Here is a 20,533-nt window from a genome sequence, read left to right on the forward strand (position 1 = left end):
CAGCGTGCTCAAAAATCAACAGGGTCATTAACACAACCATTATAAAAGAAGCCCCACAAAGTAGCTAAAGATTCTCCCTTAGGAAGAAAATCACTTAGGAACTAGAGGGGGCTTTCTTTTAAAAAGTACTTCAATATGTTAAGTTATTAACCTTTTAACTGGGATGCTGAATACTCATGGATAAAGGTAGTTAAACGTTTTAACGTATCTGGGTTCACCTGTGGGAATACGCCATGACCTAGATTGAAAATATAACCAGGTTGTGCCATTCCTTGATCTAAAATGGCTTTAGCTTTTTCTTCAATAACTTCCCATGGAGCTAACAGAATGGCAGGATCTAAGTTACCTTGAACCGTTTTATTGATTCCCATTGAACGAGCTTGTTGAATTGGTAAACGCCAATCTAAACCAACTACATCTAAAGGTAAATCATTCCACTCCAGCGCTAGGTGACTTGCACCTACGCCAAACATAATTAACGGCACACCTTCTTCTTTTAAGCTCGAGAAAATGCGAGTCATTACAGGCTTAATGAAGTAACGATAATCCTCAACATTTAATGCTCCAACCCATGAATCAAAAATTTGAACGGCTTTCGCTCCCGCTTTAATTTGTGCTTTCACATACGTGATTGTTGTTTCACCAAGCTTGTCCATAAGCGCAAACCATGCTTTAGGATCTGTATACATGAAGGCCTTTGTTTTATTGTAGTTTTTCGAAGGACCACCTTCAATCATGTAGCTTGCTAGCGTGAATGGTGCACCAGCAAAACCGATTAGTGGTACTGATAATTGCTCCTGAGTTAAAATACGAATCGTTTCAAATACATATGGAAGATCGCCTTCAGGGTCAATTTCACCAAGCTTCTGAACATCTGCAAGAGAAGTAATCGGATTCGTGATAACTGGACCAATACCGGATTTTATATCAACATCAACACCAATTGCAGGAAGTGGAGTCATAATATCTTTATATAAAATAGCAGCATCTACATTATAATTTTCAACTGGAAGTCTTGTGACATATGCACACAATTCTGGCTGATGTGTAATCTCAAATAATGAATACTTTTCTTTAATTGCTCTGTATTCAGGTTGAGAACGCCCAGCTTGTCGCATATACCATACTGGTACATAGTCTGTTTTTTCGCCTCTAGCTGCTTTTAAAAACGTTTCGTTAATCACTTTCGTCATTAAGATTTATCCACCTTTCAAGACTGTCAAATTCTAATTCTAATTTGTATTTTATTTAGTCTATACTATCACAAAAGAAACCTAGAAAAAACCGTGGGCATAACTGTTTTCAATATATCCTTTTCTTTTATAGTTGTATAGACGACGCTTTCAAATGTCGTTAAATTGACTTTTTTCATTGAGGTTTCTTTAATAAATTTTTCACTTTTTAGAAGGAAGGTTCATTATATTTGCGGAATTACTTTTAAATAGGAAAGTAATGATAAAACGAGGTGATGACTGTGAATGTATTTATGACAGCTGGTACATATGATTATTTATTAAAAATTAAAGAGGCACATCAAGGTGAACGCATGGTGTTGATGATGCACGAGGATCAAGCCCTACTATTCCATGAAACGAATGGCGAGACGCTTTTTAAAGAACCTCGAAGCTATGAAGCCGTTGATTCTGTTGGGACATTGGATAATGCTCGCTTCGTTGTAATGAATAATATTCCCGTCACAGATGAGGGACGATCATTGTTTGAACATCGATTTAAAAATAGAGATCGAGCGATCGAAAAACTGCCAGGATTTGTTGGCATCCGTGTATTGCGACCATTAACTTCCGATACGTATGTTATCGTGACATTATGGAAGGATGAGAGTGATTTTGAGGGTTGGAAAACATCCGAGGCGTTTGCAAAATCTCATAAAAAGCCAGCACCAGCATCAGTGGCTGAACCGGGTGGTGGTGGTTTGCCGCAAAAGAAGCTGTTCTCCGGAGCATCATATGTGACAAAATATTATATTCCTGAGGAAGAATGACCTAGGAGCGTAAATTTGGGATTACTCAATTTATTGAGCAATCCCTTTTTATTGGAAATTCGTTGTCGTTTTTTTCTTTATTGTCCCACTCACACCTTCTCCTCCCCATCATATTCTGTATTACACCCAAATCTGGGTTAAACATTTGATGGATGATGAAAGGAGAGAAACATATGGGCGTTGATTTAACAGCGCTTCACTGGATATATGTCACGTTTATTGTCCTTATTATTGGATTTATGGCCATGCGGCGTGATACAAGTATTGTTTGTATTGTTGGTATCTTTTTAATTGCCATTCAGGCAACTGGATCATTAAGTGCCTCAGTTAGCAGCATTTTTAGTAGTTTTATTTTTGCCATTACGGAGCTTTTATCGACCATCCTCGTAATCTCGATCATTGTGGCGATGAGCAAAACCTTAACCACTACTGGTATTAATGATGTTATGATCTCCCCTTTTACCAAATTAATCCGTACCCCAGCTCTTGCTTATTGGACAATTGGAATCCTGATGATGGTCATTTCTTGGTTCTTTTGGCCGTCACCAGCTGTTGCACTACTAGGCGCTGTGTTGCTACCGGTCGCGGTCCGAGTCGGTTTGCCAGCATTGGGAGTCGCAATGGCTATGAACTTATTCGGACATGGGATTGCTCTTTCTGGTGACTATATTATTCAAGCAGCACCAAAGCTTACCGCAGATGCAGCCGGGCTGCCTGTTGGCGATGTAATTAATGCCAGTATTCCACTCGTGATAGTCATGGGATTAGTTACAACAATCGCCGCTTTTTATTTTTTGAAAAAAGATATGAAATCGGGAAAATTAACGGCGTCTGCATTTAATCACATTGGTTCTTCGATTCCTGATGATTCAGAAGATAAGAGATTGCTAACTTTAACGCAGAAGAAATTATTTTCAATCATGATTCCGGTTTTATTTGCTTTAGATGTTGCTGCCATGTTTATTTTAGACCTCCAGGGCGGCGATGCTACGGCATTAGTTGGGGGAACATCAATCATCATTTTATTAATCATCACTTTAGTGAGTCATAAAAATAAGGGACTTGAGCAAACCACTAGTTATTTAATTGACGGGTTTCAATTTGGCTTTAAGGTGTTTGGGCCAGTCATCCCAATCGCAGCGTTCTTTTACCTTGGCGATTCTGGATTTGGAACGATTATTGGCGACTACTTGCCAAAGGGCTCCCATGGTATTGTCAATGATCTTGGCATCGCTCTTGCACATGTTGTTCCATTAAGTAAAGAGGTTGGAGCTGTTACCCTAACGGTTGTCGGTTCGATTACCGGCTTAGATGGATCAGGCTTCTCGGGGATATCTTTGGCGGGTTCAATTGCCCATTTATTTGCAACCGCAATCGGAGCGGGGGCAGCCACTCTTACCGCCCTAGGTCAAATTGCCGCTATCTGGGTCGGTGGCGGGACACTAGTTCCTTGGGCACTCATCCCGGCTGCCGCAATTTGTAATGTCGACGCCTTCGAACTAGCACGACGCAACCTAAAACCAGTCCTAATCGGCCTCGTCGTCACCACCATCGTCGCCATGTTTTTAATCTAATAACGAAATGGGGGACTGTCCCCCAGCATACTACCGCGGTGAAGCAGCGGGGGTCTGACCCCCGCTGCTTTAGTGCGTTAAAGTTCAAGGCAACTACTATATATAATGGTAAATCCGTCCTATTGGTATTAATTATGGATTTTAAAGAAAATTTTTCATCAACGGTCAAATAATGTATGAATTTGTCGAATACCTATATCGTATATATAGGTATTTTTTAATGGAGGTTTCTATATTGGGGGCAATTTTAACTACGAGAAAACAAAAGCTAGCAGATCTTCGTAAACAAAAAAATCGAGCGCGCCATAAGAAAGTGACGGCAACCACTCTCGCAGGTGCATTTACGGTGCTTACCCTTATGGGTACAAAAGCTAGCGCATGCAGTACTGAATACACTGTTAAGAAAGGAGATACTCTATACAGCCTAGCAAAGAGATATCAAGTCAGCGTCCAGCAATTGATGGATGTTAACGGCTTATCTTCGGAGAGAATTTATGTCGATCAAGAGCTATTAGTCCCAGACGAGTTACTTCATGAGCAATCAGACGAAATAGCTGGGCGTTATATCGTAAAAAAGGGGATACACTTTACAGTCTATCGAAAAAATATCAAATTAGCTTAAAGCTACTTATGGTTGCGAATGGCTTAACAACAGAAGATATCAAGATTGGCCAAACACTCTTGGTACCTTATGAAAACCCTGTAACAAATGACAGTCCGTTAGATTCTTCAGAAGATCTTGCAGGCACATATACTGTAAAAAAAGGAGATACTCTATTCTCCTTGTCAAAAAAATTCCATATTAGTGTAAATGAACTAATTAAGGAAAATAAGCTGCTTAGTGAAAAAATTTATGTTGGACAAAAACTTTTTGTTCCGACCGAAGTTCATAGTAAAGAAACAGAAGCAGTATATACGGTTGCACCTGGGGATTCCCTATGGGGAATTGCCAAACGATTTGGAGTGAAAGTAGAAGATTTAAAGAATGTTAATACTCTAATTAGTGATGGTGTGATTATTGGCCAGAAATTACATATTCCAGGAGTAGCTTTATTCACTGAAGTCGAAGTGATTGGTGCAGCTGATTCCACTACTGTCGAGTTTGATAAAAACGGAGACCCACTAATATTAACAGTTCCCTACGGATCAGCATCAGGTTATCAAGAACTTTCAGGACAAAACATAACGATCATTCATCAAAACGGAGCACTTATTTCTATTATTTAATCAATTATTATAAGAAAATTAAGTAGGATAACTTATCCCAAAAAGTGCGGCCTCAAAAGGAGAACAATAGCTTCCTTTTGAGGCCTTTTCTATAGTTTAAAACGGGGGTCAGTCCCCCACTGCTTTAAAGCAAAAAAGAGGGCTAGCCATTTGGCTAGCCTTTAAACATTTATTTTTAACTTGGGAGTTAATTACCTTTTAATGCAATTTATATTAAAAGGGAGGTTTTTTTGAGCTTTGTACAATTTCCGCCAGTGCCGTTGTGGAATGGAATTTTCCATCAAGCCCTAGCAAGGTGAAAATCGAGGTTCCTTTAATTTTTCGATTTTCGGTTTGGGCTTTTCCGAACCCAGTTATATTAAGATTATTGGTAATAAGTTGAGGGTCAGCTACTTGTTCGCTAATTTTTGCTTTTTAGCTAATACGTCGCCTTCCTTATGACTTTATAATATAAGTAGCGTATGAAGATATTATGAGGAAATTATGTGGAAGTTATGAAGATTTATTATTTACCATTATACGAATGATAAGATATGCAGTATAAGGAGAGATCATCATGGAAACAACCATCTTACTAGTTGACGATGAGAGAATGATAACGGAAGTTCTCGAAGCCTATTTTATAAAAGAAGGATACAAGGTCGTGACATCAGATAATGGGTTGGATGCACTTAGAAAAGCAGATACAGTTAAACCAGACCTCATTGTGTTAGATTTAATGCTCCAGGATATTTCGGGGAAGAAATTTGCCGACTCCTCCGCAAGGAATCAGACGTTCCAATTCTGATGTTAACCGCTAAATCAGGGGAAGAGGAACGAATTAATGGCATTATCATTGGAGCCGATGATTATGTCACGAAGCCCTTCAGCCCTAAAGAAGTCGTAGTCCGAGTCCAAGCGATTTTACGTCGAACGAATAAACAATCCCAAACAGCACCTGAAGCACAATCAGAAATCCTTTCATATAACCAAGGAGAGCTTATCCTTGATCTAACAAAAAAAGAAATCCTATTCCATAATGAGATCGTGAGTGTAACACCGATTGAATATAAGCTTCTATCAAATATGGCAAAATTCCCTGGACGTGTATATAGCAGAATGGACTTACTAGAAAAAATTCAAGAAGACGGAATGTCATACGAAGGGTATGAACGCAGCATCGATACCCATATCAAAAACCTGCGCAAAAAGATTGAACTAGACCCACGCGATCCAAAGTATATATTGACTGTATTTGGCATGGGTTATAAATTTGGAGGAGCAGCAGATGCTAAAAACTCTCCGCGCTAAAATACTCTTTTATTTTCTTTTAGTTTCATTATCTGGAATCTTAATTATTAGTTTTAGCATTCAATGGGGATTCGAAGCCAGCTTCAACCATTATATTAATGAAGACCGTGACCAAAGAATTAATCAGCTTATTAAAGCGTTAAAATTGGAATACAAAGAAAATGGGACTTTTACTGGTGAACGCGTGACCGAGCTCCTTTATCAGCAAGGGACAACAGACCGTCTTTTTTATAAGATTTACACACCTGATGAAATTCTATTAATTGACTCAACATCCATTAGTGAAGAAAGAATTCCACCAGATAATGAGATGAGAACTAGTCCATATGAAGGGGATACGTGGCAGACTTCCACAGAGTTAATTAAGGTGAACGGAAAAACAATTGGGATGCTTAAGGTATATTATCCAAAAGGCTTTGTCGATAGTGAATCGGTTTTCCTGCAGACCATCCAAAAGTATATTCTGATCGCCGTCATTATAACCGTCATTCTTGCTCTTGCTTTTAGTATGTTATTTTCAAAGAGATTAACCTCAGGACTGAACAGCTTATCTGAAGCAGTAGAAGAATTGACCAAGCATAAAAAAGATGTACGAGTACCACTCGATAATTTATCATTAGAAATGAAACAACTTGGGATTGCCTTTAATGAATTGGCTATGTCGCTTGACAAGGAAGAACGTCTTCGGAAGGAATTCACAGGTGATTTAGCTCATGAACTTCGCACTCCGCTTGCCACATTGCGCAGCCAAATCGAAGCGTTTCAGGATGGAATTTGGGAGCCAACACCAGCGCGACTTCAGCAAAGCCATAGTGAATTAATGCGCTTGGTTCGTCTTGTAAATGAGCTGGAGAAATTATTGGCAGCTGAGAATCCGCAAATTAGACTGAATGAAACTGAGCTTGAAGCAGGCAAAATGCTGTCCTCCATTCAAAACTTGCAAACACCGATTTTTAAACAAAAAGGTGTGAAGCTAGTCATTGTACCTTCAACTGAAAAGATTACTTTTAAAGGTGACCTTGATAAAGTAACGCAAATTTTAACCAATGTTATTAACAACGCGTTAAAATATACACCGGAAGGCGGAACAGTAAAAATTTCTGCCCTTAAAGAGGATGGATTTGGTGGTTTTCAGATTCAAGACGAAGGGATTGGGATCGCCAGCCAAGATCTTCCTCATATCTTTGAACGGTTTTATCGCGGCGATAAGTCCCGCGCTAGAAAAACTGGAGGGATTGGTGTAGGACTTTCGATTGTAAAGGCACTCGTCGAAGCTCATAAAGGAAGCATAACGGTTGAAAGTGAGCTTGATAAGGGCACCACCTTCACTGTGTTGTTTCCATTAAATTAAAGAATAGACTTTCTCCCTTTTATACTATTAGACGATGTTAAAAAGCTGACTGATAGGAGCTGGTGCTTCTCCTCCTATCAGTCAGCTTTTCTCTTACGCTATATATTTTTTGAATAATCCGTTGTTTGGATAACTTTTTTCCTATCAATGAGCCATTCATAGCCTGTTATCATGAGATAAACCCATAAATAACCCATTGCAAATCCGGCCAATACATCTGATGGATAATGCACCTGTAAAACGATGCGACTAGCTCCTATCAATACAAGTAACAACCCAAAGAGACTACCAATGAGCCATTTCGTTTGCATCGATTTCAATTCCTTAAAAATAAAGTAAGCAACAACAAAATATAAAATCATCCCGACCATCGCATGACCGCTAGGAAAACTAAATCCTTCTGCATCAGCAAAATGCTTTAGGTCTGGTCGTGGGCGCTTAATAAAATCTTTAATGAAGCTATTCACCTCATTACCTACCCCAACTGCAATTAAAAGGAGAGCCATCCCCTGATAATTTTTTGCTCTTATCCATAGCCATAAGATTGTCGCGATGCCCACCACTGCAATGCCCAACTCTTCACCGAACAGCTGGATTACCCTAAAAAAGGCTCGTGTTTGCTCAGGAAAAATTGTAGTGGTGAATGAAGCAACAGCAGCATCAAACGCCACACCCCCACTCTCTTTAACCGTTACCGAAAGCAATAGGACTGCACAGATTGAAAATAGCAGCAAAATCAATGCCAATTTAGACTTTCTCATGTGTGTAGTTCCCCCATCATTTCATTCTACGCTTTTTTGACCATTGTTTTTCTCTAATGGTCTATAAAACAATGCTATAATTATTAAAAAAATCTGAAAATAACTCAACTAAACTGCATCGTAAAGGAGCGATATTTCATGCTAACCAAGCTTTATACACAACTACAAAACTATTATTCGGAAATGGTATCCATTCGCCGCTATCTCCACCAACACCCAGAACTTTCGTTTCAGGAGAAAAATACAGCTAAATTCATACAATCCTATTATGAACAGCTTGGCATTTCGGTGGAAGGAAATATTGGTGGAAACGGTGTGGTAGCGAGAATAGTCGGTAGCAAGAAAGGTAAAACGGTTGCCCTTCGCGCAGATTTTGATGCCCTTCCGATTCAAGATGAAAAGGATGTTCCTTATAGATCTCTTATTCCTGGTGTCATGCATGCGTGCGGCCATGACGGACACACCGCAACCTTGCTTGTTTTAGCAAAGGTGCTTCATCAAATGCGCGATGAACTTGTAGGTACGTATGTGATGATTCACCAGCATGCTGAAGAATATGCACCTGGTGGGGCAAAATCAATGATTGAAGATGGTTGTCTGGCAGAAGTCGATGTCATATTTGGTACACATTTGTGGGCTACAGTCCCCACTGGGACGATTCAAACACGTGTCGGCCCGATTATGGCAGCTGCTGATCGGTTTGAAATCACTGTCCATGGCAAGGGTGGGCACGGGGCTCATCCACACACAACGAAGGACGCAATTGTGACTGCATCCCAGCTTGTAATAAACCTTCAGCAAATCGTCAGTCGTAATATTGACCCAATCGAGTCCGCTGTTGTTTCAATTGGATCGTTTGTTGCGGATAACGCCTTTAATGTCATCGCTGATAAAGCGAAGCTTGTTGGTACGGTTCGAACCTTTAATGAATCTCTTCGCACTCAAATTGAGCAGAATATTAATCAAATCACCAAAGGAACCTGTCTAACCAACGACTCGGCCTATGAGTATATGTATGAGCAGGGTTATCCAGCTGTCGTAAACCATCCTGCCCAAACGCAATTTCTAATGGAATGTGCTCAAGATGTTCCTGAAGTAAATGTAGTAGAAGAAACGGCACCACAAATGGGTGGCGAGGATTTTGCCTATTACCTTCAACATGTTAAAGGTACATTCTTTTTTACAGGTGCTGGTGGTGCTGATGCATACCCCCATCATCATCCAAAATTTGATATTGATGAGCGTGCAATGCTCATTGCAGCCAGGACACTTGGTTCCGTAGCCATACGCTACCAGTCGATTTAATTACAGGTTTCAATCAGCAAGCACACTAAAACCCCATTGCTTAGGCAGTGGGGTTTTTCAATAACCGCAAGCGAAATGCGTTCATTGCCGTTTCTCCCAGTTGGTCCAATAGCCGGTAATTTGCCACGGCACCAACAACTAATCCAATTCCAGGAACAAGCTGAAGCATTTTGACGAAATCAATATAGTCTCGGTATTCCTGTTGAAATTGACGCCAATCTAACTCCTTCACCCGCTCCTTTTCCTCATCCCAATAATCAATGATATCTAAGGTTTCCCTACGAGTATCGTCACTAGAAAAGGCCAATTGAAATACATAGAGAAGAAACATTCTTTCTTCATATTTAGCCGTGTCGATCCCGTAAATGGCAGCTGCTTCAAACAAAAATTTCATTTTTATTGAGAGCAATAAAGGAAAATCCGCTAAGCCGAGGAGAATCCCACCCGCACCTGTTCCGGCTCCTTCAAGCATGGCTGTTTTTCGAAAGGTTTCAAGCTTCTTTACCATTTGTTTATCCATTTCCGCCAAGGATAAACCAACGCTTTGGCCTTTTTTCGTCGTAAAATCCGAACCGACAAGCGTGGCTTTAACTAAGTTTTTCATGCTTTCGGTTATTACCTCATGCACCTTTTCTGGGATGATTTCATTTACTTTCGTTTGTGCTTTTTTTGAAATTCGATTAAGCATCGATGAACGTTTTCTTAGCTTCCGTTTCCATTGCTGCACGTCATTTCTAACCGATAGTTCATATTCAGTCATTCCCATCGCCCTCTTTATTTTAACGTTGTCCTTATAGATTTCTACTCCAATAAACAATAATTTTAAACAGTAGCTTAACATAGTCTTACGATTTGAACCTTAAGAAGGTTTCAAAAAACCCCCTTTTTCCATTTTGGCAAAAGAGGGCAACAAGCTAGATTCGTTTCAATCGGATGTTACTATAGCTAAATACAAAATAAAGACTAAAGGCCACACCCACTGCTAAAGCAATTAGACCAGTTAGATAAACACCTTTTACCATTAGCACGAGCGATAATATCACGGTTTCAAACAATAAAATCCAGAGCAAAAGCTGCTGAAAGGCTTTTCTTTTCCAATCATCTGCTATTGGATAAAGGGACACCCAAATTTTATTTTCGTGATGACTTGCCAGAGGCAACAGCTGAAAACCAGTTAAATACAGAAATATTAGAACGACCAGAATTTGTCCAAGTCCAAATGAAACCAAATAAAGCGCAACTGAACCAATCACGGTCAGTCTGATCACAAGGCCGAAATAGTCCCAGGCTCTTACAAATGCTCTTATATATAAAAATAAATACGTATTTGCTTTATTAAAAGGAATCCCATTAAATAACCAATCAAGCCATTTCCGTCGTTTGATTCGGTCCTTTAATTTCGGAACGTCTGTGAAAAGGTTTGCGATTCGATAAAAGGATGTCATTCTTTTTTCTTCTAAATCGATTAGATGCTCCCATTTTAATCCACTCTCTTTCGTCTTGCTGCGCCAGTAAACATAGAGCAAGATCAACAGCACAAGAGCAATGGCCATCATTAGGAAGTCATCATTAAACATAAAATACAAAAACAAGCCATTTAGCGCATAACGAATAAGCGAATCAAATAGATGAAAGCTTGTCTGAACAAGATGGAGCACCTGCCATCGCGAAAAAAGATTCCAAACCTTCATTATCGCAATCAAGAGAAGAAACGTAAAAAAGGATTTAAAGCTTCCATGGTATACCTGAACATACATTGGCATAAACACAGCAAGCACCATTAACAAAAGATAAAGCTGAATACAAAAGCTAACACCAATTGATTTTTTGAAATATGCCCTAAGCTTACTCTCAAGCGGCAATAAGAATATCTTATCGGCTTCGAGCAAAAAGGTATAGATCGGGCTATAGGTTAAAAACACCCCTAGTACAACTGCCATAATCAGTGCTGCAGGAAAATCGGGTTGAAGTCTTTTTACATATTCCTGATAGTAATATGCCCCAGTCCCGACCAAAAATAAGAGAACAACAACGAGATGTCCATTGAATATGTAGCGAAGATAGCGACTTAATTCCTTGCTGGACTTGGCAAATCTTTCCCTCCACAATTTGCTTTCATCAAACATAATCTTCTTCCTTTGTCAGTTGAATATAAAGATCATCAAGCGTCGCATTCGGCATATTAAACTGCTCTCTAAGCTCAGCCAATGTCCCCTGAGCCCGTACAGAACCATTGTGTAAAATAACAAAACGGTCACAATATCGTTCTGCCGTCACTAAAATATGAGTGGACATTAAAATTCCCGCTCCACTATCCTTCATCTTTTTCATTAAATCAAGTAGCGATTGAATACCAAGTGGATCTAAACCAACAAATGGTTCATCGACTATGTATAGATCTGGCTGAACAAGAAACGCACACATAATCATCACCTTCTGCTTCATTCCCTTTGAAAAATGAGCAGGAAACCATTTAAGTCGTTTTTTCATGCGAAATTCTTCAAGCAAAAAATCCATTCTTTCCTTATAGGTCTTCTCTTCTAAACCATACGCCATCGCAGTAAGCTTCAAATGCTCCTCAAGCGTTAATTCATCATATAGAATCGGTGTTTCTGGAACAAAGCTAAATTTCTTTCGATAATTATCCTTATCCTGCTTAAACGAACTACCATTTATCGTAATATCGCCACTATGCTGCTCCATCAATCCAATTACATGCTTAATCGTCGTACTCTTCCCTGCACCATTTAAGCCAATCAGGCCGACGAGCTCCGCACTTTTTACCTCAAAAGTGACATTTTTTAAAACTGGATTTCGGGTATAACCCCCTGTAACGTTTTCAATTTTGAGTAAAGACATGCAAAACGCCCTTCCCTTGTTAGATATGTTTATTTTACCAAAGTTCTCTTGCAATCCAAACAGCGAAACTCTCCACTTTTCAAACCTTTTCATTTTTTTATTAAAAGTAGGGTTATTCTTTTTCAAAATTGGACATTCTAATTTTCGAAGGGGTAAACATTCAGTTATGGTTTTAAAAATCCATAAATCGGATGAGGTGGTTGTTAAAGACCCGTTCATTTACTTTCGCTAAGATCAGGAACTTTTCAAATTAGGGGATGGTTACATTGCAAAATGTAAATAATTTTACGTCCATACACCAATTAATTTTGTGCAGTTAAAACTCACTAAATAAATGAGGTGTTTGTTAAAGATACGATCATCAATCCACTTTAATACGTTGTGAAACCTATAAAAGTTAGGGGATGGTCCGTTTGAACAGCGTAAATGAAAATCCACTAGATACACTTATCATTTTATTTTAATAAATAAATGAGGTGTTTATCGCAGAAACGAACCTGAAATAGACGAGTAATGAAATCCCCCCTTCAGGAGACAGGATTCCAAGCGGATCCTGTCTTTCCTATTTTTGCAAAGCAATGGATTGTGTTAAAATATTTAGAAAAGCGAGTAATTTTTTTCGAAAGGATGTTTAACAATGAGCGATTGTATTTTTTGTAAAATTATTAATGGGGAGATTCCTGCAGCAAAGGTCTATGAAAATGAACATGTACTTGCCTTCCTCGATATAAGCCAAGTCACCAAGGGCCACACATTGGTTATTCCAAAAATACATAAAGAAAATGTATTTGAATTGACATCAGATATAGCTAAGAATATCTTCGAAGCCGTTCCCGCCATTGCAAATGCGATTAAAACTGAATTCCAGCCAATCGGCTTAAACGTAGTAAATAATAATGGTGAAGAGGCTGGTCAATCCGTCTTCCACTTTCATATGCACTTAATCCCAAGATACGGGAAAGGTGATGGCTTCGGTGCAGTTTGGAAAACACATGATAGCGAGTACACCTCTGATGACCTGAAAGCGATTGCATCTAATATCGGAAAGCATCTTTAACATCCCCATAGACTTCTATTTAAACAGAAGTCTATTTTTTGTGAGATTTTGGCTTTGCAAAAAATGTTTATAACATTTAAAATTTTCTAATGACGAATATTCTTTTTATTTGGTACGATAAGACCATGAAAAATGTCAAAATACCAAAAAATTTAGGAGGAATTAACATGAAACGTGCCTATAACTTTAATGCTGGCCCTGCCACTTTACCTCTTGAAGTGCTAAAAAAAGCTCAGGAGGAATGGTTTGATTTTAATGGAACCAGGTATGAACGTGATGGAATTAAGCCATCGTAGCAAGGATTACGAAATGGTACATAATAAAGCCATCTCTCTCCTTCGTAAGCTGTTAAACATCTCAGATGAATACGAAATTTTATTTTTACAAGGTGGAGCAAGCCTACAGTTTTCTATGATTCCGCTGAATCTTCTTTCTGAGGATAAGGTTGGACATTATATCTTAACAGGCGCATGGTCTGAGAAAGCACTTAAGGAAGCCAAAAAGGTTGGCAAAACTTCTGTTTATGCAACTGGTAAGGAAAACAATTATACAACGATTCCAACGATTGAAAACATTAACCTTGATAACGAAGCTGCTTACGTGCATATCACAAGCAATAACACGATTTTTGGTACCCAGTGGCAAAACTTCCCAGAGGTTGTCGGTGCCCCATTAATCGCGGACATGTCAAGTGATATTCTTTGTAAGCCAATTGATGTCAGCAAGTTTGGTTTAATCTATGCAGGTGCACAGAAAAACCTCGGTCCTTCTGGTGTAACGGTTGTCATCATCCGCAAAGACTTAATCGGCAAAGCTCCGGAAAGCGTTCCGACGATGTTAGATTACAAAACTCATGCTGGCAATAACTCTCTTTATAACACTCCGCCGACACTAGCCATTTACTTATTGTCATTAGTGTTAGAGCATGTGGATTCACTTGGTGGAGTTGAAGCGATTGAAAAAATCAATCAAGAAAAAGCTAAGGTACTTTACGATGTAATTGACGGTAGCAACGGCTTCTATACAGGTCATGCAACAGCTGATAGCCGTTCAACAATGAACGTTACCTTTACGCTTCAATCAGATGAAGCAACTAAAACATTCCTGGATCAAGCAAAAGAGCTTGGGTTTATCGGACTAGCAGGTCACCGCTCAGTCGGTGGTTGCCGTGCATCTATCTATAATGCGGTGCCACTAGAGCACGTTGTAAAGCTTGCTGAATTTATGAAATCATTTCAAGAAAAATATTAAATTAAAAAAGTGTAGCGGCTAGCCGCTGCAGCTGGACATATCGAAAAGCGGGAAATGATAGCTACTTGTCTATAAATTTCCCGCTTTAATTTTTTTATCATAGTATGCTATAATAGCTTAAAGCTTTTCGCTCCAGGCAATGAGTGCACTGTAGGGGGAGCTTAAATTAAAAGAGTCTAGAAAAGTTGAGGAGAGATGAGAATTGAATACGAAAAACCTTGTAGCACTTTCATTATTAGTTGGGATTGGTGCAGTCTTGCACACAGTTATTCCTGGATTTTTCCTTGGTATGAAGCCTGATATGATGCTGACCATGATGTTTTTAGGAATTATTTTGTTCCCAGACAAGAAAAGCGTCCTTTTATTAGGTCTTGTAACAGGAATTATTTCTGGCTTAACCACTACATTTCCAGGTGGTTTAATCCCAAATATTATTGATAAAGCTGTTACAGCATTTGTCATCTTTGGTTTATTTCTTGCATTAGGGAAATTTAAGTATTCATTAGTTGGCATTGGAGTATTAACCGTAATTGGTACGATTGTTTCAGGAATTGTGTTCTTAGGTTCAGCCTATTATATTGTTGGACTTCCAGGTTCGTTCGTTGCATTATTTGCAGCTGTCGTACTTCCTGCAGCAGCGTTCAATACTGTAACAATGATCATTCTTTACCCAATTGCCAATTCAATTGTAAACAGAACAAAGAAAACAAAAGCAGCAATAAATGCATAATTCGTTTTTTAAGAACCCGTAAATGATTACGGGTTCTTTTTCTTTTGGCTATGTTAAAGAACATTGTTGATTTTTGAGCACTCAGCAATCTTTACTTTCGACCTTTCAGAAATTAAACCAAATGTTTGAATTTATTTTTATTAATAGTTTGAAAAAGAAGGATTTTCCTTTATAAAGAACGAAATTTTACATAGTTTGAAAATTTAAACTATTTGACATACAATAAAATAAGTTAATAAGGCGAATAATATTTCTAAAAATTATGTAAATTTACTTTATTAATTTTTGTTTTATTGGCATAATATCATTAGAGAAATAAAAAGTAGGTGAAAATGGGGATGGCGGAAAAACAGTATTCAATTAAAGAAGCGATGCTTTTTAGTCAAAGGATTGCACAATTAAGTAAAGCGTTGTGGAAGTCTGTTGAGAAGGATTGGCAGCAATGGATTAAACCTTTTGACTTGAACATCAATGAGCACCATATTTTGTGGATTGCTTACCATTTACATGGCGCTTCAATCTCGGATGTGGCAAAATTTGGAGTAATGCACGTATCCACAGCATTTAACTTTTCAAAGAAACTTGAGGAAAGGGGATTATTAAAATTTTCTAAAAAGGAGACCGATAAACGGAATACGTATATTGAGTTAACTCCTGAGGGAGAGGAAATATTGCTCCGTTTAATGGAAAACTATGATCCTACTCAAAATGCGGCATTCACAGGTGCAATGCCGTTAAAAGAGCTTTATGGGAAATTCCCAGACATTATTGAAATGATGGCAATTGTGCGCAATATTTACGGTGATGATTTCATGGATATTTTCGAGAGATCATTCAACAACGTTGAGCAGGATTATACCGAAGAAAATGGTAAACTCAAAAAAAAGGATTCTACCCAGGATTCTTCAACTGAAAAAGAATACGTTTAATTAAACATATTTTTTAAGTTCTGCCATCAAAGAGGGGAATAATTGTTGAGCAATGCATGCCTGAATTACATCTTCTGCCAGGAGGTTAGGATGCAGACCCACTTTAAATTTGTTGAAAAGCGGATGAAAATGAACAAATCCTTCCGCTTTTTGCTCCTTGAGTTCAATGCTCAATTGGTCACAATGCTTAAAGAAGGTGTCTACATCCTCTTCCCTCAACGATTTTTCAATGACAAGCCTATAAAAAGATTGGTTTGGCTTGTCAAGCATCCTCAATAGGAGTCGTTGATGATACTCCAATTTTAATATTTTCTCAACCAATATATCCTCATTCATTTCAATAATCCCTCGCTCTACGTAATTAATACTTCCATAAAAAATATCACCACTATAGTTATAACATAAATTAACCAATATTTTCATTAGATTCCATTAATAAGTAGCCCCAAAAAACTGTTACGCTTGGTTACTATTAGTACCATTAACACTATCTTTTTTCGCTTTAATCATGTAAAATACAAACAGATTATTCTTAGTCGGGGAGGGTATCATCGTTGATCTCCATTTTTATATTACTATCCGTATTTATTTTATTTTATATTAATACACTAACTAATTCACTTTGTTTGCAACGAGAGATTCCAGTTGAACGCCAACCATCAATCTTTCGAACCATTAATATATTAATTACAATTTTATTGATTACTTCATATGTTGAGATTTTGTATGCGTAAAAAATCTAAAGCTAGTGCCAGTCACTTCTAAAAAAAAGAGGCTTACCTCATTCGGCAGCCTCTTGATTATTATATAAATTTTATTGTATTTTATTTTCAGCTTATAACCAAGCTGCGCCAATGATAATCAAAAGAATGAACAGTACCACTAAAAGGGCAAACCCTCCACCATAAAAGCCTCCATGACCTCCGGACATATCTTATTCCTCCTTTTGTTGTCAAAAACATGGAGTAATCTACCCCATGTTATTGGTTAATGAATTAAAGCCAAGCTGCGCCAACAATGATTAATAAAATGAACAACACAACGATTAACGCGAAGCCGCCACCGTAACCTGCACCCATTTTAACACCCCCTTTAAGGTTGCTACCCTATACTATTCAAATTAGGACCAATCCGTTTAGGCATGTGTCCCGATAGGATGAATTTTCTAAACAGCTAAGTTACAAAAGGGAATAATCAAAAATCTTGCTGTTAAGACTTTTTTTAACTTTCCAATTCCCTCTTCGATAGCATATGAATCCAAGTATATTTTGGGTAAACGAAACACCTATTTTTTTTCGTTTTTCACAGAGAATTACGATTATAATTTTTCCTATGATTTGGTTTTATGTTATAGTAAAAGCTGTGGTCTAAAAATCACAGAATTTTACTATTTAGGAGTTGTTCAACATGAAAAAATGGATATTATCCCTTTCCTTAGCTGCTGGGGTTATTGGATTAACAGCCTGCGGAGGTGGCGACTCAGCTACAGTCGCAAAAACAGACGCTGGAGACATTACGAAGGACGAGCTCTATGATGCAATGAAAGAACAGTATGGAGAATCCGTTCTACAAGAGCTGTTATACACAAAAGTCCTATCTAAAAATTACAAAGTAACGGATGATGAATTAGATAAAAAAGTTAAAGAAATTAAAGACCAAGCGGGTGAAAGCTTCGAGATGCTTCTTGCCCAAAATGGACTTAAAGATGAAAAAGAACTTAGAGAATTGTTAAAGCCACAGCTTTTAATTGAAAAAGCTGGTTTAAAGGAAGTTAAAGCAACAGAAAAGGAAATGAAAGATTACTACGCAAACCTTAAGCCTGAAATTAAAGCTCGACACATTCTTGTAGATAGTGAAGAAAAAGCGAAAGAAGTAAAGAGCAAGCTTGATGGTGGTGCTAAATTTGAAGATTTAGCTAAAGAATATTCTACAGACCCAGGTTCAAAGGATAAAGGTGGAGACCTAGGCTGGTTTGGTGCAGGTGCGATGGTAGCGGAATTTGAAAACGCAGCCTATGCTCTAAAAGTTAATGAAATCAGTGCGCCTGTAAAATCAGAGAACGGCTGGCACATCATCCAAGTGACAGATAAAAAGGAAAAGAAAAAATACGAAGATATGAAAAAAGAAATTGAATATCAAGTTAAGGTTGCTAAGTTAGATAGCACAACGGTTCAAACTGTAATTGATAAAGAACTTAAAGCAGCAAATGTAAAGATTGAAGATAAGGATCTTGAAGGCGCTGTAACTCACGGCACTACTTCTACAGAGAATTGAGATAGGGGGAGGCGACTAACCTCCATTTATCCCTCTCACACCACCGTACGTACGGTTCCGTATACGGCGGTTCCAGTTAAGTCAAACGCTGTGAGTCATATCTTGCAGTAATACTTTTTAATCCTAAGGAATGCCAATAGGTATTCCTTAGTGTTTTCTGTAGGATAGGGCTTTTAGATATTCTCCAGTAAGCCTTTCTCGTATTTCCCCATTCATATGCTTTCCCTTTTGGTACTCCCAGTTCGATAAGCTTCTTTACCTTAGTTTTTGGGAGTTTCCATTCTTTCCATCGAATCATCCTTAACCTTCGGTTTAACCATCCTTCTAGTTTTGCAAATACGGAGCGTGTATCCGCAAGGTGATAATAGTTAACCCAACCAACCAGATATTCATTAAGCTTATTGATCCTTACTTCCATTGCGATTGATTTACGTCTACTCGTTAGCTTCCTGATTTTATCCTTAAATCGCTTAATAGACTGTGGTGAAATCCTAACCTTCGGTTTTAAGTTGCTTGAAAAGCTAAATCCAAGAAACTTCCTTTTCCAAGGTCGGTCAACAGCACTTTTTTCCCTGTTAACTTTCAACTTAAGTTTCCCTTCAATAAACCGAGTCATCGCAACCATTACTCTCTCTCCTGCACGTTTGGATTTGACGTAAATATTACAGTCATCTGCGTATCGAACGAATCTATGTCCTCTTCGCTCGAGTTCTTTATCCAATTCATCCAAGACGATATTAGAAAGCAAGGGGCTTAGCGGCCCTCCTTGCGGAGTTCCTTCAAGATTAGGACTGACAAGTCCGCCTTTCATTACACCCGAGGATAAATATTTCCGTATCAAATGGAGTAAAGTTTTGTCTTGAATTCTAGTAGCTAATTTACTCATTAATCTATCGTGATTAACTTTATCAAAGAATTTTTCAAGGTCGATGTCTACAACCCATCGATATCCTTCCTCTATATAACTTTGGGCCAAAATTACTGCATCATGGGCTCGCCTCCTAGGACGAAATCCAAAGCTACATTTTGAGAAACTTGGGTCATATATTTTGGTTAGCACTTGGGTGATTGCCTGTTGAATGAAACGGTCTGTCACGGTTGGGATTCCTAATTTCCTTTTTCCTTTGCCATCTGGTTTCGGGATTTCGACTCGACGGACTGGGAGAGGAATATAGGTCCCATCTGCTAGGGATTGACGCAGTTCATTCCAGTTAAGCATGATATGTCCGCGTAGAGCCGTGACGGGCATTTCGTCAACTCCATGTTTCCCTTTATTCTTTTCTACTCTTTTAATAGCGTTAAGTAGATTATCCCGTGACAGGACTTGTTCCATTAACATTGATATAACCTCCCGCGTAAGTAGGTGTTCTGTTTGTGTTCTTTCCGTTCTCCACCCTGTTTAGGGACCCCCATGGGTTCACCATTTCTTTCCGTAAACAGGTTCATTGTTTTCTGCTTCATTGAAAAGAAAGATACGCCTAGTTCCTACTTTCCATAACTGGTTCAGCCCTTCCTTAACCTCTTAAGCGATTAAGTACTATGGCTTCTGCTGACGCCTGTCGTTCAACCAATCCTCACGGATTGGCTTACCGCATGAGTACGGCATATCGACAGGTTCTCCCAGGGTAAGAGTGCAGACTTTCCTTCCATGTCCCCGCCTCATTTACTCTGTGACATCTTCGGCAGTATGGGCTTTATCTTGTATTGCAGACTCATCCAATGTCACCTAGCCTTATATGAGATTCGTGTTCCTCGGGGCAGAAGTTTGCCGCCGACTTCCTTCAGGTATGAGGGTCACCCCTCATACCCTTGTCTTAAGCTACAGCTACTACTGCCTTCGCTGTTCGGGACTTTCACCCTAGAGCCTGCACCCATGCCGGGCACACAATAATAAAAAAAACGGGCCATCTGGCTCGTTTTTTT

20 protein-coding genes and 2 pseudogenes are annotated in these 20,533 nt (G+C 38.7%); 13 read left to right on the top strand and 9 right to left on the bottom strand.

Translation table 11 applies throughout. The annotated features are described in order from the left end of the window. Positions 1–146: 146 nt before the first annotated feature. A complete protein-coding gene (gene hemE / locus RGF10_RS20405) occupies positions 147–1,193 on the bottom strand; it encodes a uroporphyrinogen decarboxylase (protein WP_318505332.1) in 1,047 nt (348 codons plus the stop codon). Positions 1,194–1,474: 281 nt separating this feature from the next. Here hemE and RGF10_RS20410 point away from each other — a divergent pair, with 281 nt between their 5' ends. From RGF10_RS20410 to RGF10_RS20435, 6 genes and pseudogenes are all read left to right on the top strand, one after another. After that, on the top strand, positions 1,475–2,002 hold the full coding sequence (locus RGF10_RS20410; protein WP_318505334.1) for an antibiotic biosynthesis monooxygenase family protein: 528 nt from the start codon (positions 1,475–1,477) through the stop codon (positions 2,000–2,002). Between the two features lie 173 nt (positions 2,003–2,175). Then, a complete protein-coding gene (locus RGF10_RS20415; protein ID WP_318505337.1) occupies positions 2,176–3,576 on the top strand; it encodes a hypothetical protein in 1,401 nt (466 codons plus the stop codon). Positions 3,577–3,811: 235 nt separating this feature from the next. Next, on the top strand, positions 3,812–4,198 hold the full coding sequence (locus tag RGF10_RS20420) for a LysM peptidoglycan-binding domain-containing protein (RefSeq protein ID WP_318505339.1): 387 nt from the start codon (positions 3,812–3,814) through the stop codon (positions 4,196–4,198). Positions 4,199–4,206: 8 nt separating this feature from the next. Further along, positions 4,207–4,803, top strand: coding sequence for a LysM peptidoglycan-binding domain-containing protein (locus tag RGF10_RS20425; protein WP_412176648.1), 597 nt, complete (start codon positions 4,207–4,209; stop codon positions 4,801–4,803). A gap of 556 nt (positions 4,804–5,359) precedes the next feature. Next, positions 5,360–6,093, top strand: a pseudogene (locus RGF10_RS20430) (response regulator). Continuing rightward, positions 6,071–7,444, top strand: coding sequence for a HAMP domain-containing sensor histidine kinase (locus RGF10_RS20435; protein ID WP_318505341.1), 1,374 nt, complete (start codon positions 6,071–6,073; stop codon positions 7,442–7,444). Before RGF10_RS20430 ends, RGF10_RS20435 begins: the two are co-directional and overlap by 23 nt. A 98-nt stretch (positions 7,445–7,542) precedes the next feature. On the opposite strand, the gene RGF10_RS20440 is transcribed toward RGF10_RS20435, so the two are convergent. Next, complete coding sequence (locus RGF10_RS20440; RefSeq protein ID WP_318505343.1) at positions 7,543–8,205, bottom strand: phosphatase PAP2 family protein; 663 nt, start codon at positions 8,203–8,205, stop codon at positions 7,543–7,545. A 138-nt stretch (positions 8,206–8,343) separates the two neighbouring features. Between RGF10_RS20440 and RGF10_RS20445 the strand changes: the two genes are divergently transcribed. Next, entirely contained in the window at positions 8,344–9,510 is a 1,167-nt protein-coding gene (locus RGF10_RS20445) for a M20 family metallopeptidase (RefSeq protein ID WP_318505346.1), read from the top strand. A 40-nt stretch (positions 9,511–9,550) separates the two neighbouring features. Here RGF10_RS20445 and RGF10_RS20450 read toward each other — a convergent pair whose 3' ends face one another. The 3 genes from RGF10_RS20450 to RGF10_RS20460 form a co-directional block, all read right to left on the bottom strand. After that, entirely contained in the window at positions 9,551–10,270 is a 720-nt protein-coding gene (locus RGF10_RS20450) for an EcsC family protein (protein ID WP_318505347.1), read from the bottom strand. A gap of 154 nt (positions 10,271–10,424) precedes the next feature. Next, positions 10,425–11,636, bottom strand: a complete 1,212-nt coding sequence (locus RGF10_RS20455; protein WP_318505348.1) for an ABC transporter permease — start codon at positions 11,634–11,636, stop codon at positions 10,425–10,427. Further along, positions 11,629–12,369, bottom strand: a complete 741-nt coding sequence (locus RGF10_RS20460; protein ID WP_318505351.1) for an ABC transporter ATP-binding protein — start codon at positions 12,367–12,369, stop codon at positions 11,629–11,631. Before RGF10_RS20460 ends, RGF10_RS20455 begins: the two co-directional genes overlap by 8 nt. Before the next feature lie 637 nt (positions 12,370–13,006). Between RGF10_RS20460 and RGF10_RS20465 the strand changes: the two genes are divergently transcribed. The 4 genes and pseudogenes from RGF10_RS20465 (at position 13,007) to RGF10_RS20480 (ending at position 16,336) form a co-directional block, all read left to right on the top strand. Then, positions 13,007–13,426, top strand: coding sequence for an HIT family protein (locus tag RGF10_RS20465; protein WP_318505353.1), 420 nt, complete (start codon positions 13,007–13,009; stop codon positions 13,424–13,426). A 167-nt stretch (positions 13,427–13,593) separates the two neighbouring features. After that, a pseudogene (gene serC, locus RGF10_RS20470) lies at positions 13,594–14,677 on the top strand (3-phosphoserine/phosphohydroxythreonine transaminase). Between the two features lie 202 nt (positions 14,678–14,879). Continuing rightward, entirely contained in the window at positions 14,880–15,407 is a 528-nt protein-coding gene (locus RGF10_RS20475) for a tryptophan transporter (RefSeq protein WP_318505355.1), read from the top strand. 332 nt (positions 15,408–15,739) lie between these two features. Then, positions 15,740–16,336: an HTH-type transcriptional regulator Hpr gene (locus RGF10_RS20480; protein WP_318505357.1), complete on the top strand. Its 597-nt coding sequence runs from the start codon at positions 15,740–15,742 to the stop codon at positions 16,334–16,336. On the opposite strand, the gene RGF10_RS20485 is transcribed toward RGF10_RS20480, so the two are convergent. Next, the gene (locus RGF10_RS20485; RefSeq protein WP_318505359.1) at positions 16,337–16,657 is read right to left on the bottom strand and encodes a DUF1878 family protein; all 321 of its coding nucleotides are present in this window, start codon (positions 16,655–16,657) and stop codon (positions 16,337–16,339) included. A gap of 233 nt (positions 16,658–16,890) precedes the next feature. Between RGF10_RS20485 and RGF10_RS20490 the strand changes: the two genes are divergently transcribed. Further along, a complete protein-coding gene (locus RGF10_RS20490; protein ID WP_318505360.1) occupies positions 16,891–17,070 on the top strand; it encodes a hypothetical protein in 180 nt (59 codons plus the stop codon). A gap of 101 nt (positions 17,071–17,171) precedes the next feature. Here the strand turns inward: RGF10_RS20490 and RGF10_RS20495 are convergent, their stop codons facing one another. Continuing rightward, the gene (locus RGF10_RS20495) at positions 17,172–17,267 is read right to left on the bottom strand and encodes a YjcZ family sporulation protein (RefSeq protein ID WP_147533113.1); all 96 of its coding nucleotides are present in this window, start codon (positions 17,265–17,267) and stop codon (positions 17,172–17,174) included. A gap of 64 nt (positions 17,268–17,331) precedes the next feature. Next, positions 17,332–17,415 (bottom strand): YjcZ family sporulation protein, encoded by an 84-nt coding sequence (locus tag RGF10_RS20500; protein WP_064503397.1) that lies wholly within the window; start codon positions 17,413–17,415, stop codon positions 17,332–17,334. 328 nt (positions 17,416–17,743) lie between these two features. Between RGF10_RS20500 and RGF10_RS20505 the strand changes: the two genes are divergently transcribed. Continuing rightward, positions 17,744–18,610 (top strand): peptidylprolyl isomerase, encoded by an 867-nt coding sequence (locus RGF10_RS20505; protein ID WP_318505363.1) that lies wholly within the window; start codon positions 17,744–17,746, stop codon positions 18,608–18,610. Between the two features lie 76 nt (positions 18,611–18,686). On the opposite strand, the gene ltrA is transcribed toward RGF10_RS20505, so the two are convergent. Continuing rightward, positions 18,687–19,949: a group II intron reverse transcriptase/maturase gene (gene ltrA, locus RGF10_RS20510; protein WP_318502625.1), complete on the bottom strand. Its 1,263-nt coding sequence runs from the start codon at positions 19,947–19,949 to the stop codon at positions 18,687–18,689. Positions 19,950–20,533 lie beyond the last annotated feature (584 nt).

This window comes from Bacillus sp. T3 (genome assembly GCF_033449965.1).
GTDB lineage: Bacteria > Bacillota > Bacilli > Bacillales > Cytobacillaceae > Bacillus_BU.